This is a genomic window from Chryseobacterium sp. GTID13, assembly GCF_056172655.1.
On the sequence record NZ_JAOCMB010000005.1, the window covers coordinates 432291 to 446379 of the forward strand.

Consider the following 14089-nt stretch of genomic DNA (forward strand, 5'->3'; position numbering starts at 1 on the left):
TACAAAATTGAGATCAAAGATTGTCAAAATTTAAGTGATCTTAAAAAAATAGCATTCAACTTAAAATAACTAAAGTGTTAAAAACTTTTGTGCCTTTTGTGGTAAAAAACAAATTAATATGAAAATCAAATTCACAATCTATTCAGTAATGCTGGGTTCATTAATGTTTGCCCAGGAAAACCTCGATTTCAGCGGAAAGAAAGAAATAGTTTCACCGGAGATCAAAGGTAAAAGCGTGACATTCCGCCTTCGTGCACCGGAGGCAAAAACAGTAAAACTCCAGGGGAACTGGATGCCGGGAAAAGGTTGGGAACCGGGAACCGTAGAATTAAAAAAAGATGCAGATGGAATCTGGTCTTTCTCTGAAAATAATCTGGCTGCTGATATCTATACCTATTCTTTTATTGTAGATGGGGTAAAAGCCAATGACCCGAACAATTCTTATCAGGTTCGTGATGTTTCATCGGTGATGAGTATGATTTTGATTGATGGAAAACAATCTGAAAATTACAAAGTTCAGAACGTTCCGCACGGAACCGTTTCCAAAAGATGGTACCAATCAAGCGGATTGAAAGAAGACAGAAGATTAACCGTTTACACTCCTCCGGGATATGAAAATTCGAAAGAAAAATTCCCGGTTTTATACCTTTTACACGGAATGGGCGGTGACGAAGAAGCATGGATGACCCTGGGAAGAGCTTCACAGATCCTGGATAATCTGATTGCTCAGGGAAAAGCAAAACCTATGATTGTTGTAATGCCAAACGGTCATACAAGCAATTCTGCAGCGCCGGGCGAATCTTCCAAAGGTTTTTATAAGATTGATATGAAAACACCGGATATTTTCAGTGGTGATATGGAGACTTATTTCAAGGAAATCATGGAATTTACAGAGCATAATTACCGGGTAAAATCAGACGCAGGAAACAGAGCAATCGCCGGACTTTCCATGGGAGGATTCCATTCATTGTATATTTCTGCCAATCTGCCGAAAACGTTTGATTATGTAGGGCTGTTTTCTCCGGCCATTCTTCCGCCTGATGAAAAGAAAAGTCCTGTTTATCAGAATTTAGATCAAAAGCTGAAAACCCAGCAAACCAATTCGTACAAGTTGTACTGGATTGCCATCGGAAAAACAGATTTTCTCTACAAAAACGTGACAGAATATCGTGAAAAACTCAACAGGATGAACTTCAAATACCAATACGTAGAATCCGAAGGCGGTCATACGTGGAGCAATTGGAGAACCTATCTGAATGATTTTCTTCCTCAGTTATTTAAATAAACAAATTGAAAATGAAAAGAATATTCATAACCGCACTGTTTATCTCAGGAATATACAATGCATATGCACAAAAATCTATTCCTTTATATCAGGGAAAGGCACCGGGAACAGAAAACTGGAAGCAGAAAGAAGCACAGCAATTCAGCGAGCTGTTCAAAACGGAAGTGGTTTTCAACGTGTCCCAGCCTTCGATACTGGTTTTTGAGGCAGATAAAACCAAGGCCAACGGAACAGTTGTTGTTATTGCTCCCGGCGGTGGCTTTCAAAGCTTATCGATCAACCGCGAAGGAATTGATCTGGCAAAAAAACTTGCAGAAAACGGAATCACAGCAGTCGTTCTAAAATACAGATTGCTGGAAACGAAATCCAATGACCCTGCCAAAGAAATGATGGAGAATATCAAAGACAGAAATGCTTTTGATGCCAAAACAGCTCCTGTTAAAGTGATGGCCGGAGAAGATATAAGAACTGCGATCTCATATATCAGAACGCACGCGAAAGAACTGAAGATCAATCCTGAAAAATTAGGAGTGGTTGGATTTTCTGCCGGAGCCAGTGTAATTTTAGAAAGTGTTCTCCATAGTAAAGATGCTTCAACGTTGCCCAACTTTGCGGCTTCCATTTATGGCGGACCAAGCCAGGAAATCCTAAACACCGAGGTTCCTAAAGTTGCTCTTCCAATGTTTATCTGTGCTGCTAGTGATGATCAGCTGAAACTGGCACCAAAATCAGTTTTATTGTATAACAAATGGCTGGAAGCAGGGCAGCCCGCTGAACTCCATATCTATGAAAAAGGAGGTCATGGCTTTGGTATGGGAAAACAAAATTTACCCGTCGACAAATGGTCTGATGTGTATCTCGACTGGTTGAGGTTCCATAACTTTTTGTAGTTATTTAATCCATTTAATACTTTTTATATAGTTTCTTTCATGGTATTTTCTGTCCCGGGGCAGAATATGCTGTGGTTTCTGGAAAGCATATTTCAAACTTATGCTCTGTTTAATAAAAACTAAATCTAAATATGAATAAGAATATCTCAACACTGATCGGACTTTTTTCCGGGAACAAATATTCGGTATTGTTTTTGGCTTTAATGGGTGTATCACCTCTTACAAAGGCTCAAAATAACCCAACAGTTACTGTTGGCGGAAAAACGTTCAAAGATCCCAATAAAAACGGTAAACTGGACGTATGGGAAGATACAAGACTTCCGGTTGATAAAAGAATTGATGCCATCATCAGGCAAATGACCAATAAAGAGAAAGTTGATTTACTGATCGGTACAGGAATGCCCGGAATTGAAGTATTAATCGGACCTGTAGGTGATTCAAAGCAGGGGCTTGTTCCCGGAGCTGCAGGTGGAACAGCTAATCTGGAAAGATTCGGAATTCCGGCTACTGTTGTTGCGGATGGGCCTGCAGGCTTAAGAATTGCACCAACCAGGGAAAATGATTCCAAAACGTACTATGCAACGGCATTTCCTGTAGGTACCGCTTTAGCTTCAACCTGGAACAAAACGCTATTGGAAGACGTAGGAAAAGCAATGGGGAATGAAGTGAAAGAATACGGCGTTGATGTTTTGCTGGCGCCTGCCTTGAATATTCAAAGAAATCCATTAAATGGAAGGAATTTCGAGTATTATTCAGAAGATCCCTTAATTTCAGGGAAAACTGCTGCGGCAATTGTCAATGGAGTCCAGTCCCAGGGAGTAGGAACTTCTGTCAAACATTTTGCTGCGAATAATGAGGAGACCAATCGTTTAACAATCAATGCCCATGTATCTGAAAGAGCATTGAGAGAATTATATCTGAGAAATTTTGAAATCACCGTGAAAGAATCTCAGCCATGGACGGTAATGTCATCTTATAACAAAGTGAATGGTGTTTATACTTCAGATTCCAGAGATTTACTAACTCAGGTTTTAAGAAACGAATGGGGATTCAAAGGAATCGTAATGACTGACTGGTTCGGTGGATTTCCCGGGTTTGAATCCATCAGAACAGGTGGTATTTCTGATGTTGTGAAACAGATGAATGCAGGAAATGACCTTTTGATGCCTGGAATTCCGGCACAGAAAAAAGTGTTGCTTGAAGCTTTGGATTCAGGAAGATTATCACAAGAAGTGGCGGATCTCAACGTGAAAAGAATTTTGAAATATATTTTCAGTACACCAACATTTGCACATTATAAATACAGTGACAAACCAGATCTGAACGCACATGCTGCAGTAACCAGAAGCGCTGCTGCGGAAGGAATGGTTTTGCTTAAAAATGAAAACAATGCTTTACCTTTTGCAGACAAGCAGAAAGAAGTTTCCTTGTTCGGAGTGACCTCTTATGCATGGATTACAGGAGGTACGGGAAGTGGCAGTGTGAACAACAGACATACGGTTTCACTTTTGGAAGGACTGAATGCTGCAGGGTATAAATTAGACAAGGAGCTGGTAGAATTATATAAACCGCATGCTGAAAAAGAAGCTGCAGCAGAAAAGGAAAGAAGAAAAGCCAGGGGAATTTTAGCATTGCCGGAGAGGCTTCCTGAAATGAAAATGGATGATGCCTTCATTGCTAAAAAAGCGGAAACTTCTGAAATTGCTTTTGTAACACTGGGAAGAAATTCCGGTGAAGGAGGGGATAGAGTAGTGAACAATGACTTTAATCTGGCCACGGAAGAAATAGAAATGCTTGATAAAATTTCCAAAGCTTTCCACGCAAAAGGAAAAAAGTAGTGGTCATACTGAATATCGGTGGTGTCATTGAGACAGCTTCATGGAAAGACAAGGTAGATGCCGTTTTATTGGCCTGGCAGCCTGGCCAGGAAGGCGGACATTCTGTGGCAGATGTGATTTCCGGAAAAGTGAATCCTTCCGGGAAACTGACAATGACTTTCCCTGTAAATTATGCAGACCACGCATCAGCAAAGAATTTTCCGGGTGAGCCATCGGATAATCCTGTAGATGTGACTTATAAGGAAGGTATTTATGTAGGATACCGTTATTTTAATACTTTTGGAATAAAACCTTCGTTTGAGTTCGGGTATGGAAAATCGTATACTGATTTTGAGTATTCAAACATTAAAACAAATTCTAAGACCTTTAATGATCATTTAGAAGTAAGTGTCAATATTAAAAATACAGGAAAGGTACCGGGAAAAGAAATTGTTGAATTGTATCTTTCCGCACCCGGAAAGACCATTGACAAACCAAATTCTGAATTAAAAGCTTATGCAAAGACGAAAGAATTAAATCCCGGTGAATCACAGACTGTTATTTTAACTTTAAACAAGAAAGATTTAGCTTCGTTTGAAACAGGAAAATCCGCCTGGGTAGCTGAAGCCGGAAGATATAAAATTCTGGTAGGTGCTTCATCGTTAGATATCAGGCAGAAGGCAGAAATTGATGTAACAAAAGAGTTGGTAATTGAAAAGGTAGAACATATTCTCCCGGCTGATAAACAATTTGAAGATCTGAAGCCCAAAAAACAATAAATAAAAAAGGTAAAGGAACTTTTTCCTTTACCTTTTTTATTGAATACTATTTTTTAGTTTTGTAATAAAAGTATTATATAAAAATGGAAGCCCTTTTTAAAGCATGGGAAACGAGCAGAAGAGCTTACCTGAATTTCTTTGAAAGCTATTCATTGGAACAGCTGAATGTAATTCCGGATGCCTTCAACAATAACCTGATATGGAATATCGGGCACATTATTGCCACACAGCATAAATTAATTTATAAAGGTTCGGGTCTGAAAGGACATATCCCCGAGGAAGTATTTTATAAATATCAATCCGGTACAAAACCTGAATTGCCTGTGTCGCAAGAAGAAGCAGATTTGCTGAAGGAATTGCTCACTTCACAAATTCAACCAACCCTTAATGATTTTAAGAATAATATATTTCTTGTCTACAACGAACGTACAACCGGAACAGGTTTTCATTTAACCTCAATCCAGGATGCCTTTGAATGGAATAATTTTCACGAAGGATTGCACTTAGGTTATATGATGAGCATTAAGAAGTTCGTTTAAATTACAGGTTAAAGTAAATATTATTCACTTTTTGCAGCAGAAGTCAGTGTGGAGTCAAATTGCAACCGGAAAACAGATCCGCTGTCAGGCCTCGAACTCAGATGCAGATTTCCCTGGTGAATTTCGATGATCCTTTTTACAATTGATAATCCGATACCATTTCCTTTTTCGTAATTTTTATTATTTCCTCTGTAGAACAGATCAAATATCTTTTTCTGATCCTCTTCTGATATTCCTATACCTTTATCGATAAAGCATAGGGTAATATCATGGTTACTTGCCTTCATTTCTACATTACAATGGTTATCTGCTGAATATTTGCAGGCATTTTCCATAAGATTGAGAAAAGCGATCTGAAGCAGATAAGGATTTCCCCGAAAATCATAATTGCTTTCATCCTTATCGGTATCATTATCCATATAGTTTATATCGATTTTATAGCCTTTGTTTTTCTGAAGCAAAGCTAGTTTGGCATCGGCTAGGATCTCATCCAGACGAAGATCTGCAAAACTGATCTGCGACACATCATAGCTTGCCCTTGCAAAATCCAGAAGTGCTGAAGAAAGCTGCGAAGCATGATTGGCATCCTGCAAGGCATTATCGATGGATATTTTGTAGTCCTCCAAGGTTACATTCAGCTCTTTGGCGAGTTCGAGTTCTGTAATCAGAATCGAGAGAGGAGTACGGAATTCGTGTGAAATAGTTGTCACAAACTGCCTGTGGTTGTTGAATGATTTCTCCAGCCGGTTAAAAGTGGAATTAAAAGTTTCTGTCAGCTCATACAATTCATCTTTTGCCTTGGGAACAACCAGCCTTTTGTTGAGGTTATGTTCGGAAATGTTTCGGATCTGAATGATTATATCCTTTAAAGGTTTTAAGGTATAATAGGAGAAAAAAGCTGATCACAAAGACAATCAGTATCGAAATGACATAGGTCACCATGATATCTTTCTTGAATTCCGCAATGTGCGCTAATCCGGTGACATCAATCGCGCTTCCTATAACGTAGTAGGTCTTATTTTCAAACTGATATCGGACTGCCATATACTGCCGGTCCCTCCTTTGCCAGGTTATTCTTTCTTTACCGGTTCGGATCAACTGTTCCAGATAGTGTTGGTTTTTGGAGGAAGGTCTGATATCGGTAAATATCAATTGTTTTTTACTGTTATAAACGCTTATGTCTGCTTCATTCAAAAGTTTTTTGTTACGCCTGTGAAGTTCCAGGATTTTTAACGAATCAATATCGGCGTCGAAAATAAATTCGGATCGCCAGGTAATCTTATAGCCCAAACGGTCAATGAATTCGTCCTGACGGTTTTTTTCGGAAATAAAATACACCACATAAGCAAAAACCAAAAGAATTCCTGCAGTAAGAATGGTATAATTAAGGGCTGTTCTGGTAGCTATTTTCATGGGACGTTCCAAATTGCTGAATGAACTTACAGGTGAAAAGTGAAAATAAATCCCATTCCCGGTTTTGTATGGATGAGCTTTTCCTGTTGGTCTTTATCGATTTTCTTTCTCAGGTAGGCGATGTAAACATCAATATAGTTGGTTCCTGTATCAAAATGATTTCCCCATACATTCTCTGCGATTTCTTCACGGCTCAGTATTCTTTCGGGATTGGTCATCAGAAAAAACAGGAGTTTGAATTCCTTAGGTGTGAGGCTGATCTCCTTTTCGTTCCGGAAAACCTGATTGGTTTTCTTGTTGATTTTAAGATTCCGGTATTCAATTTCTCCTGACGATTCGCTTTTGGGCAGTGCAGCTGATTTTCTTAACAGAACAGCTTTTATTCTGGCATACAGCTCCCTTATTTCAAAAGGTTTTACCATATAGTCGTCGGCACCTGCATCAAAACCTTCGATCTTTTCATCAATGGTTCCCAAGGCGGTCAGCATAATGATGGGAAGGTCAGGGTAAGATTGTTTGATTGTTTTACTGAGTTCGATACCGTCCATTTTGGGCAGCATGATATCTGTAACGACCAGGTCAAACATAATCTTCCTTATCATTATCAATGCGTCTTCAGCATCTTCGGAGATATAAATCTGGTACCCCTGGCTTTCCAGGCCTCTTTTTAAAAGTGAAGATACACGGGGGTTATCTTCTATAATCAGAACTTTCATCAGAACTTTACATTCAAATCTATGCAAAGGTATTCCATATTTTTATTATGAGATAGATAACAGCTTACTTTAATAAATTTCTAAAGCTTTTCTAATGGTTTTCTAACGGTCTTCCTTCTTTTTCGAATCTAATTTTGTCATGTCAAAAGCAAACAAAAAATTTAGATAAGGAAAATCATGAACAGAAAATCTTTTAAGCTCGGGCTTATTATTTTATCAGCACTAGGTTTAAGTGCTCAAGTAAAAGCACAGAAAAAAATGATTTCAACAATCCGCCGCTTACTCATTACTTCAACGATGCCCATACCAGATACCTGTCTTTCAGTGGTTATGCAGAGATCTGGGCACGATATACACAGCTGAATCCCGGAAGTTTAGTGAACAATGAGGCTGAATCACAGGTGTCAGACCTATCACTGAGAAGGGTAAGGGTAAAAATGACCTATAAACCCACAGAGAAGCTGATGTTTGTTTTACAGGGAGGAACCACCAATGTGAACCTTAATGCAAAAAGCAGCAACTATTTTGACCTGCTGGATGCTTATGCAGAATATTCCTTTAACGACAAGATCGCTTTCGGAGCAGGCCGTTCCACATGGAGAGGATTATCCAGATTTACTACAGGCCCTTTGAATACTTTATTGTATGATCTTCCGGCGTATGCGACTTCCAATGCGGGAGCTACCGATTATACGGTAAGAGAATTAAGTGCATATATCAAAGGTCAGCTTGGAAAATTTGATTACCGTCTGGTACTTGCCGATCCTTATACAATGGCGACTTCCGATCCTAAAATCAATGTGGCAAGTTTTAGCAAAAATGCTCCGGGGAAGGATTTTTCAGGGTATTTCAGATACGCTTTTCTGGATAAGGAAAATATCTCAACACCTTTTAATTCCGGAACTTATGTTGGAAAAAAGAATGTGCTGAGCCTGGGAGCCGGTTTCGATTATATCCATAACGCAATGTGGCATCTTGATAACAACAAGAATACGGTCAATGACGATATGAGAAGCTTTGCAGTAGATCTATTTTATGATGCTCCGCTGAACAAAGATAAAGGAACATCCGTCAGCGCATACGCCATGGCCATGCATAACGATTATGGACCGAACTATGTACGTTATGTCGGGACCAACAATCCTGCCACCGGAGTGGATGCCACACAGGCAAGTCTGAATGGAGCGGGAAATGCAATGCCGGTTATAGGAACGGGAAATACCTATTATCTGCAGGTAGGAGGAACACTGCCTTATTTCAATAAAGATAATAAAAATTTACAGCTGCAACCGGCTGTGGGAGTACAATTATCAAACCTCGAGGCTCTGAAGGATAATGCAGTGGTATACGATGCAGGAATTTCCTTACTGATGAACGGAATGTCTTCCAGACTGACCTTTGATGCTCAAAACAGGCCTGTCTATACCAATGATGCGGCGAACGGTGCAGTGGTTTCAGACAGAAAATGGCAGTTTGTGCTGAAATACAGAATAGACTTTAATTAAAATACTTACAATGGAAAGAAGAAAATTTTTATTTCGCTCATTACAGGCTTCCGCTCTTTTGTTGATTTCAGGAAATCTGCTGGCTTCAGCTTTTCCAGGACGGGATAAGCCTGAAAAGAAGAAGAAAGTTTACTTTCATTACCTTTTGTTCTGGCTCAAAAAAGACCTTTCTGAAACGGAGGTGAAAGAATTTGAAAACTTTTTTAAAGGACTCGGAAAATTACCTTACCAGAAAAACCTACGTTTCGGAAAACCAGCAAATTCCACTCCCAGAGCTGTTTTGGATAACACTTTCACATACAATGTTTCTATGGAGTTCGATAGTTTGGAAGATCTTGAAGCCTATGGGAAACTCCCTGAGCATTTGGCTTTGGTCGCAAAATACAAACCATATTTTGATAAAATGATGGTTCACGATACTGTTTATAATTAAAACTTAAAATCAAATTTAACAAATGAAAAATGTTATCAAAGGCTTGGGCCTTGTTTTAGCAATGAGTTCTTTCGGAATGATGAATGCACAGCACAAAGGACACAAAAATGTAAGCGTAAAAGCTGAGGAAACCAGCGAATTCATTCCGGCGATAAGGCTGGTCAATAACCCGGACGGATCATGTACATTCGAGAAAGGAAAAATTCCTACGCTGAAGCATATGAATACGAGTACATTCTGGATGAGCAACAAGACTGAGGAATGGGAGAAAAATGCCCATCCGGCTCCAAGAAGACAATATGTAATTACGATTAAGGGGAACATCAGATTTAAGGTTACCGATGGTTCAACTTTTATGATAAAACCCGGTACCGTCCTGCTTGCTGAGGATCTGAAAGGAACAGGACACAGTTGGGATATGGTAAAGAGCAAAGAATGGGAGAGGCTTTATATCCCAATCTCAGAAAATGCTGATGATTTTTTCATTGCGGATAATTTGAAATAAAGATACTACAGGCCATTCTCGTTAGAGAATGGTTTTTTAGCTTTTCACTTCATAAAAATATTTTGATCACTACGAACCATGCCGGTTCAGTAAGTAATTGGGCTGAAAATTCTAAATTTGTAGGTAAAAATTGAATATATGCCTACACCCCAAGAAATTCAAAAAGTTTTTTCTCCGTTTTATAATGCTGAAACCAATATCTGGGAACGCTTTTCGGAAAAAATAACGGTCAGGGAATTTCAGAAAAATGAGGTTATAAAAGATTATCAGGGTGTAGAAAAATATTTGAATATTGTAGCCAAAGGTTCTGTCGGTCTATTCGTTTGGAACGGGAAAAAAGACATCTGCATCAACTTACTGTATGAACACAGTTTTATGAGCGATTATTTTTCTTTCCTCAAGCAGCAGCCTTCAGGTATTAAAACACAGGCATTGGAAGACTGCACCCTATGGTCGATCAGCTACCCTGACCTTAATGAGCTTTATTCCCGTAATGAAACAGGATTGAGGATTGGCAAAGCCATCCCCGAAATATTGTTCTTAAGAAAACAACAGGATCAGATCAACCTTCTGACCCTTAGCCCGGAAGAACGTTATCTCAACCTCATCAGCCAGCGTCCCGAAATTTTCCAGCGTACACCTCTAAAAATAATCGCTTCTTATCTGGGATTAACTGCCGAAAGCTTAAGCCGCCTCAGAAAAAGAGTGACCGGGAAGTAAAACTTACCCATCGTCAAGTGGATTTATCTTTCTTATAATTAATTTTGAATGATTCTAATTCAAAAAACTATGAAAGAAAGAAAAGGACTTGGGAGCATTATCGTTTTTTATGCTATTGCCATTCTGTTTCGCTTTTTGGCGGTGAAAACCAATCTGTTTAATTTTACCGACAACGAATTTATAAAAATTTTACTCCGGGGAATTGGTCCTGCTATCGGTGCTTTGGTTTCGGTTAAATTGTTTAATATTCCCTTAAAGCTGTCCCTGAAAGGAAATTACAAAAACTTACTTTTGCCTTTGCTTATTTTCTGGATACTTCCTGTTGTTCTCATTGGAACAGTCAGCTACATTCAGCAGGGACAATTTCCTTTTGTACTGCTTTTCACGGTTTTGGTCTATGGTTTATTGGAAGAGATCGGTTGGCGCGGATTCTTGCAGGAACAGCTGAAAGATCTGCCGAAACTTCAAAGCATCATCATTATTGCCGTTTTATGGTTTATCTGGCATCTGAATTTTGAATTCACTGCTTCCAATATGATTTTTCTCGGTGTATTGTTTTTAGGTACCTGGGGAATTGGTAAGGTGTATACTAAGACCTGTTCATTACTGGCTGTTGCCGGATTTCATTCGCTGAACAATTTTTTCAGAAATGGCCTCCATCAGACAGAATTGATCTTAATTGTTATATTATTGGTGATCTGGATTGCATTTGTGATCTTCTATAAATCTCTCGAAAAGACCCGGAAATAAAGTTTTTGAAAAGATATTTAGGTTAATTTAAATATCAACACGAAAAATAGGAGGAAATATTAGAATTAAATCACTAGATAAACAATGATCAATCTATCAAAGCAAGAAAATTATTTTGTTAAACCGGCATTAACAATTATAATATTGATAAGTTCAACGCTAAACTTCTTTGGGCAGACAAAGGAATTTAAACCTGATCACAAATATCCGGCAGACAGCTTACGTCAATTTACATTAGGATTAATGGATGAGATCAGCAAAAAACATCCGGGATTCTACAGATATACGGATAAGGAAAAATTTGGATTGTTGATTGATTCCACTCAACAGAGCATTCAGGATTCTTTAACCCAACTGCAATATTACAGGAAACTGAAACCATTATTTGCTAAGATTGGATGCCTTCACACCGGAATTGAGCTGCCGGAAGAATATAAAGATTATCTTAATAATTCTAATACTTTGTTACCGTTAGAACTTTTCGTGGATGCCAGGAATCAGAAGGTATTAGTCTCCAAGAATTACTCGGAAAATAAAGGTATTAAACAGGGGGCAGAGTTGGTTTCAATTAATGGAGCTCCTGTTTCAGAGGTATTAAAAAAGCTGCTTGATGCAATTCCTTCAGACGGATATAACCAAACGGAAAAGATTCTTCTGCTGAATTACAGATTTCCATTTTGGTATCAGGAAATAATAGATGCACCTAAAGTTTTCAAAGTTGTTATGAGATCAGAAGGTATTGATCAGACCTTTGAGTTGAACGGTACTTCCAAAGATGTATTTCCACCTTTGGAACAGCTTGAAAAAAACTATAATTTGCCCCTTGAGTTTGAGGTAAAAAATGGAATGGCTATTTTAAAAATTCATTCCTTTGCCGATACTGCAATAAAACAGGGTGGGCAGAATTTTAAGAAATTTATCAGGGACGTATTTCAGACTCTGCAACAACAGAATATCAAGAATTTTATCATTGACGTACGGAACAATACGGGAGGAACGGATGATAATGCAGCTTTGCTGGCCTCTTTCTTCTTCGACAAGACATTCCGATACTGGGATAAGATCGAAGTTACAGAAGCTGTAGCGAAAGAGATCAAGGGTGTCAATAAGATGTTCTACAAAAAACCTGAGGAAAATAATGGATTGTATCTCTGGAAAAAATCATGGATCACAAAAGAATTCGATTACTACGAACCGCAGGAACCTGCCAAGATGAATTTTAAGGGAAACAGCTATCTGCTAACCAATGGTCTTTGCCTTTCATCCTGTGCTGATTTTACGGCAGTGATGTCGTATAACAAAAAAGCTGTCGTGATCGGGCAGGAGACGGGTGGTGGTTATCAGGGGAATACAAGTGGAATGCTGAGCAAGGCTAAAATTCCGACCGGGTTGGTTATTACTATACCTTTGCAGAAATACACCAATGCGGTTGATCTGAATAAAAATTTCGGCCACGGCACAATACCGGATCATGAAATAGCAACTACATTCGAAAACTGGATCAATAAGCAAGATGCAGAGTTAGATTATGCTATTCAGTTAATAAATAAAAAGTAAGTGAATTTAGATCAGGCAAAACAAAACATATACGAGCAAACCGAAATGTAATAGTTCTAAAATGACAATTGTCCTAAGTATAAACTAAACCACATAATCAATTCATATTTTAAGGCGGGAAGTGTGGAAAGATTTACCAAAATGAAAATTAATATGAAACATTTTTATTTTATCTTCTTTTTAATAGTAATGGGGTGTCAGACTACCAGTCAAACTCCGGATGAAGTGATTGATAACTATTACCGAAAGGGAAAATTCAATGGAAGTATATTAATCGCTCAAAATGATAAAGTCATTATGGATACCGTTTTCGGCTATCGGGATTTACATAACAAAACGGTACTGAAAAAAGAAACCCCGTTTTATATCGCTTCATTAAGTAAATCCTTCACTGCCGTTGCCATTTTTCAACTAGCAGAAAAAGGACTTCTTTCACTCGATGATCATGCCGTAAAGTTTGTTGATGATCTTCCTGCCTACGCCCAACATATTACCATCAGGCAATTGCTGAATCATACTTCGGGAATAAGAGATTATGAAAATAGACTTACAAAAAAAGGTTTGACCAATAATGATGTTATCCATTGGCTTCAAAATCAGGATGGATTAGACTTTAAATCCGGAACAAAATTTCAGTACAGCAATTCCGGCTATATTATCCTGTCCTTAATTATCGAAAAGGTTTCCGGAATGTCCTATGCCCAATTTTTGAAAGAAAATATCTTCCATCCCCTGCAAATGCATCATACCACAGTTTATGAATCAAATACAGTCATTCCCGATAAAGCTATAGGATATAACAGGGATAAAAAAGTGGATGACTATTCCATTCTTACGACTGGAGACGGGGGATTTACGCTACGGCGGAAGACCTTTATAAACTGGACAGGGCGTTAAGAACCCATCAATTATTATCAGAAGAAAGCACCAAATTACTGTATCAGACACCCATTCTGGAAGACGGAACCCATTCTGAATATGGATCAGGCTGGTTTATCGAGAAATCTGACAGTTCGATGATTGCCCAACATACGGGTGGATTGGCAGGTTTCAGAAGCCTGTTCTGGAGAGATCTGAAAAACGGCAATACGGTCATTGCATTGACCAATCAAGGGGATGCTTTTCCTGTATTTGATTTTCTGAACGACATAAAAAAGACTTTGAAATAATCAGGAAATAG

At 38.5% G+C, this 14089-nt stretch carries 16 protein-coding genes and 1 pseudogene; 13 read left to right on the forward strand and 4 right to left on the reverse strand.

Annotation, left to right across the window (positions count from 1 at the left end; all coding sequences use genetic code 11):
• The first annotated feature begins 118 nt into the window (after positions 1-118).
• The 5 genes from N4G44_RS07940 to N4G44_RS07960 all read left to right on the forward strand — a co-directional run bounded on the left by N4G44_RS07940 (position 119) and on the right by N4G44_RS07960 (position 5310).
• Positions 119-1285, forward strand: a complete 1167-nt coding sequence (locus N4G44_RS07940; protein ID WP_474925782.1) for an esterase — start codon at positions 119-121, stop codon at positions 1283-1285.
• Positions 1286-1296: 11 nt separating this feature from the next.
• Positions 1297-2175 (forward strand): alpha/beta hydrolase, encoded by an 879-nt coding sequence (locus N4G44_RS07945; protein WP_474925785.1) that lies wholly within the window; start codon positions 1297-1299, stop codon positions 2173-2175.
• Positions 2176-2306: 131 nt separating this feature from the next.
• Positions 2307-4013, forward strand: coding sequence for a glycoside hydrolase family 3 protein (locus tag N4G44_RS07950; protein ID WP_474925787.1), 1707 nt, complete (start codon positions 2307-2309; stop codon positions 4011-4013).
• Complete coding sequence (locus N4G44_RS07955; protein ID WP_474925789.1) at positions 4013-4771, forward strand: glycoside hydrolase family 3 C-terminal domain-containing protein; 759 nt, start codon at positions 4013-4015, stop codon at positions 4769-4771. Before N4G44_RS07950 ends, N4G44_RS07955 begins: the two co-directional genes overlap by 1 nt.
• Before the next feature lie 83 nt (positions 4772-4854).
• Positions 4855-5310: a DinB family protein gene (locus tag N4G44_RS07960; protein WP_474925792.1), complete on the forward strand. Its 456-nt coding sequence runs from the start codon at positions 4855-4857 to the stop codon at positions 5308-5310.
• Positions 5311-5330: 20 nt separating this feature from the next.
• On the opposite strand, the gene N4G44_RS07965 is transcribed toward N4G44_RS07960, so the two are convergent.
• The 4 genes and pseudogenes from N4G44_RS07965 to N4G44_RS07980 all read right to left on the reverse strand — a co-directional run bounded on the left by N4G44_RS07965 (position 5331) and on the right by N4G44_RS07980 (position 7439).
• Entirely contained in the window at positions 5331-6095 is a 765-nt protein-coding gene (locus N4G44_RS07965; protein ID WP_474925794.1) for a sensor histidine kinase, read from the reverse strand.
• A 12-nt stretch (positions 6096-6107) separates the two neighbouring features.
• Positions 6108-6158: pseudogene (locus tag N4G44_RS07970) on the reverse strand (hypothetical protein); the annotation flags it as partial.
• Positions 6136-6723: a hypothetical protein gene (locus tag N4G44_RS07975; RefSeq protein WP_474925796.1), complete on the reverse strand. Its 588-nt coding sequence runs from the start codon at positions 6721-6723 to the stop codon at positions 6136-6138. The pseudogene N4G44_RS07970 and the gene N4G44_RS07975, both read right to left, overlap by 23 nt.
• 26 nt (positions 6724-6749) lie before the next feature.
• Positions 6750-7439, reverse strand: coding sequence for a response regulator transcription factor (locus N4G44_RS07980; RefSeq protein ID WP_474925799.1), 690 nt, complete (start codon positions 7437-7439; stop codon positions 6750-6752).
• 401 nt (positions 7440-7840) lie between these two features.
• On the opposite strand from N4G44_RS07980, the gene N4G44_RS07985 reads away from it, so the two are divergent.
• The 8 genes from N4G44_RS07985 (at position 7841) to N4G44_RS08020 (ending at position 14078) form a co-directional block, all read left to right on the forward strand.
• The gene (locus tag N4G44_RS07985) at positions 7841-8944 is read left to right on the forward strand and encodes a hypothetical protein (RefSeq protein WP_474925801.1); all 1104 of its coding nucleotides are present in this window, start codon (positions 7841-7843) and stop codon (positions 8942-8944) included.
• Positions 8945-8954: 10 nt separating this feature from the next.
• Positions 8955-9377: a Dabb family protein gene (locus N4G44_RS07990; RefSeq protein WP_474925803.1), complete on the forward strand. Its 423-nt coding sequence runs from the start codon at positions 8955-8957 to the stop codon at positions 9375-9377.
• Between the two features lie 22 nt (positions 9378-9399).
• Positions 9400-9882 carry a cupin domain-containing protein gene (locus tag N4G44_RS07995; protein ID WP_474925805.1) on the forward strand — a complete coding sequence of 161 codons (483 nt, stop codon included), beginning with the start codon at positions 9400-9402 and terminating at the stop codon, positions 9880-9882.
• A 138-nt stretch (positions 9883-10020) separates the two neighbouring features.
• Positions 10021-10602: a Crp/Fnr family transcriptional regulator gene (locus tag N4G44_RS08000; RefSeq protein WP_474925807.1), complete on the forward strand. Its 582-nt coding sequence runs from the start codon at positions 10021-10023 to the stop codon at positions 10600-10602.
• A gap of 69 nt (positions 10603-10671) precedes the next feature.
• Positions 10672-11352, forward strand: coding sequence for a CPBP family intramembrane glutamic endopeptidase (locus tag N4G44_RS08005; RefSeq protein WP_474925809.1), 681 nt, complete (start codon positions 10672-10674; stop codon positions 11350-11352).
• Positions 11353-11496: 144 nt separating this feature from the next.
• Positions 11497-12909, forward strand: coding sequence for a S41 family peptidase (locus tag N4G44_RS08010; protein ID WP_474925812.1), 1413 nt, complete (start codon positions 11497-11499; stop codon positions 12907-12909).
• Positions 12910-13062: 153 nt separating this feature from the next.
• Positions 13063-13806: a serine hydrolase domain-containing protein gene (locus N4G44_RS08015; RefSeq protein ID WP_474925814.1), complete on the forward strand. Its 744-nt coding sequence runs from the start codon at positions 13063-13065 to the stop codon at positions 13804-13806.
• Positions 13791-14078 carry a serine hydrolase gene (locus N4G44_RS08020; RefSeq protein ID WP_474928304.1) on the forward strand — a complete coding sequence of 96 codons (288 nt, stop codon included), beginning with the start codon at positions 13791-13793 and terminating at the stop codon, positions 14076-14078. Before N4G44_RS08015 ends, N4G44_RS08020 begins: the two co-directional genes overlap by 16 nt.
• The last annotated feature ends 11 nt before the right edge of the window (positions 14079-14089 follow it).

Coding starts and splice junctions, on each gene's coding strand:
- N4G44_RS07940 (WP_474925782.1), top strand. CDS start 119: ATGAAAATCAAATTCACAATCTATTCAGTAATGCTGGGTTCATTAATG.
- N4G44_RS07945 (WP_474925785.1), top strand. CDS start 1,297: ATGAAAAGAATATTCATAACCGCACTGTTTATCTCAGGAATATACAAT.
- N4G44_RS07950 (WP_474925787.1), top strand. CDS start 2,307: ATGAATAAGAATATCTCAACACTGATCGGACTTTTTTCCGGGAACAAA.
- N4G44_RS07960 (WP_474925792.1), top strand. CDS start 4,855: ATGGAAGCCCTTTTTAAAGCATGGGAAACGAGCAGAAGAGCTTACCTG.
- N4G44_RS07975 (WP_474925796.1), bottom strand. CDS start 6,723: ATGAAAATAGCTACCAGAACAGCCCTTAATTATACCATTCTTACTGCA.
- N4G44_RS07980 (WP_474925799.1), bottom strand. CDS start 7,439: ATGAAAGTTCTGATTATAGAAGATAACCCCCGTGTATCTTCACTTTTA.
- N4G44_RS07990 (WP_474925803.1), top strand. CDS start 8,955: ATGGAAAGAAGAAAATTTTTATTTCGCTCATTACAGGCTTCCGCTCTT.
- N4G44_RS07995 (WP_474925805.1), top strand. CDS start 9,400: ATGAAAAATGTTATCAAAGGCTTGGGCCTTGTTTTAGCAATGAGTTCT.
- N4G44_RS08000 (WP_474925807.1), top strand. CDS start 10,021: ATGCCTACACCCCAAGAAATTCAAAAAGTTTTTTCTCCGTTTTATAAT.
- N4G44_RS08005 (WP_474925809.1), top strand. CDS start 10,672: ATGAAAGAAAGAAAAGGACTTGGGAGCATTATCGTTTTTTATGCTATT.
- N4G44_RS08015 (WP_474925814.1), top strand. CDS start 13,063: ATGAAACATTTTTATTTTATCTTCTTTTTAATAGTAATGGGGTGTCAG.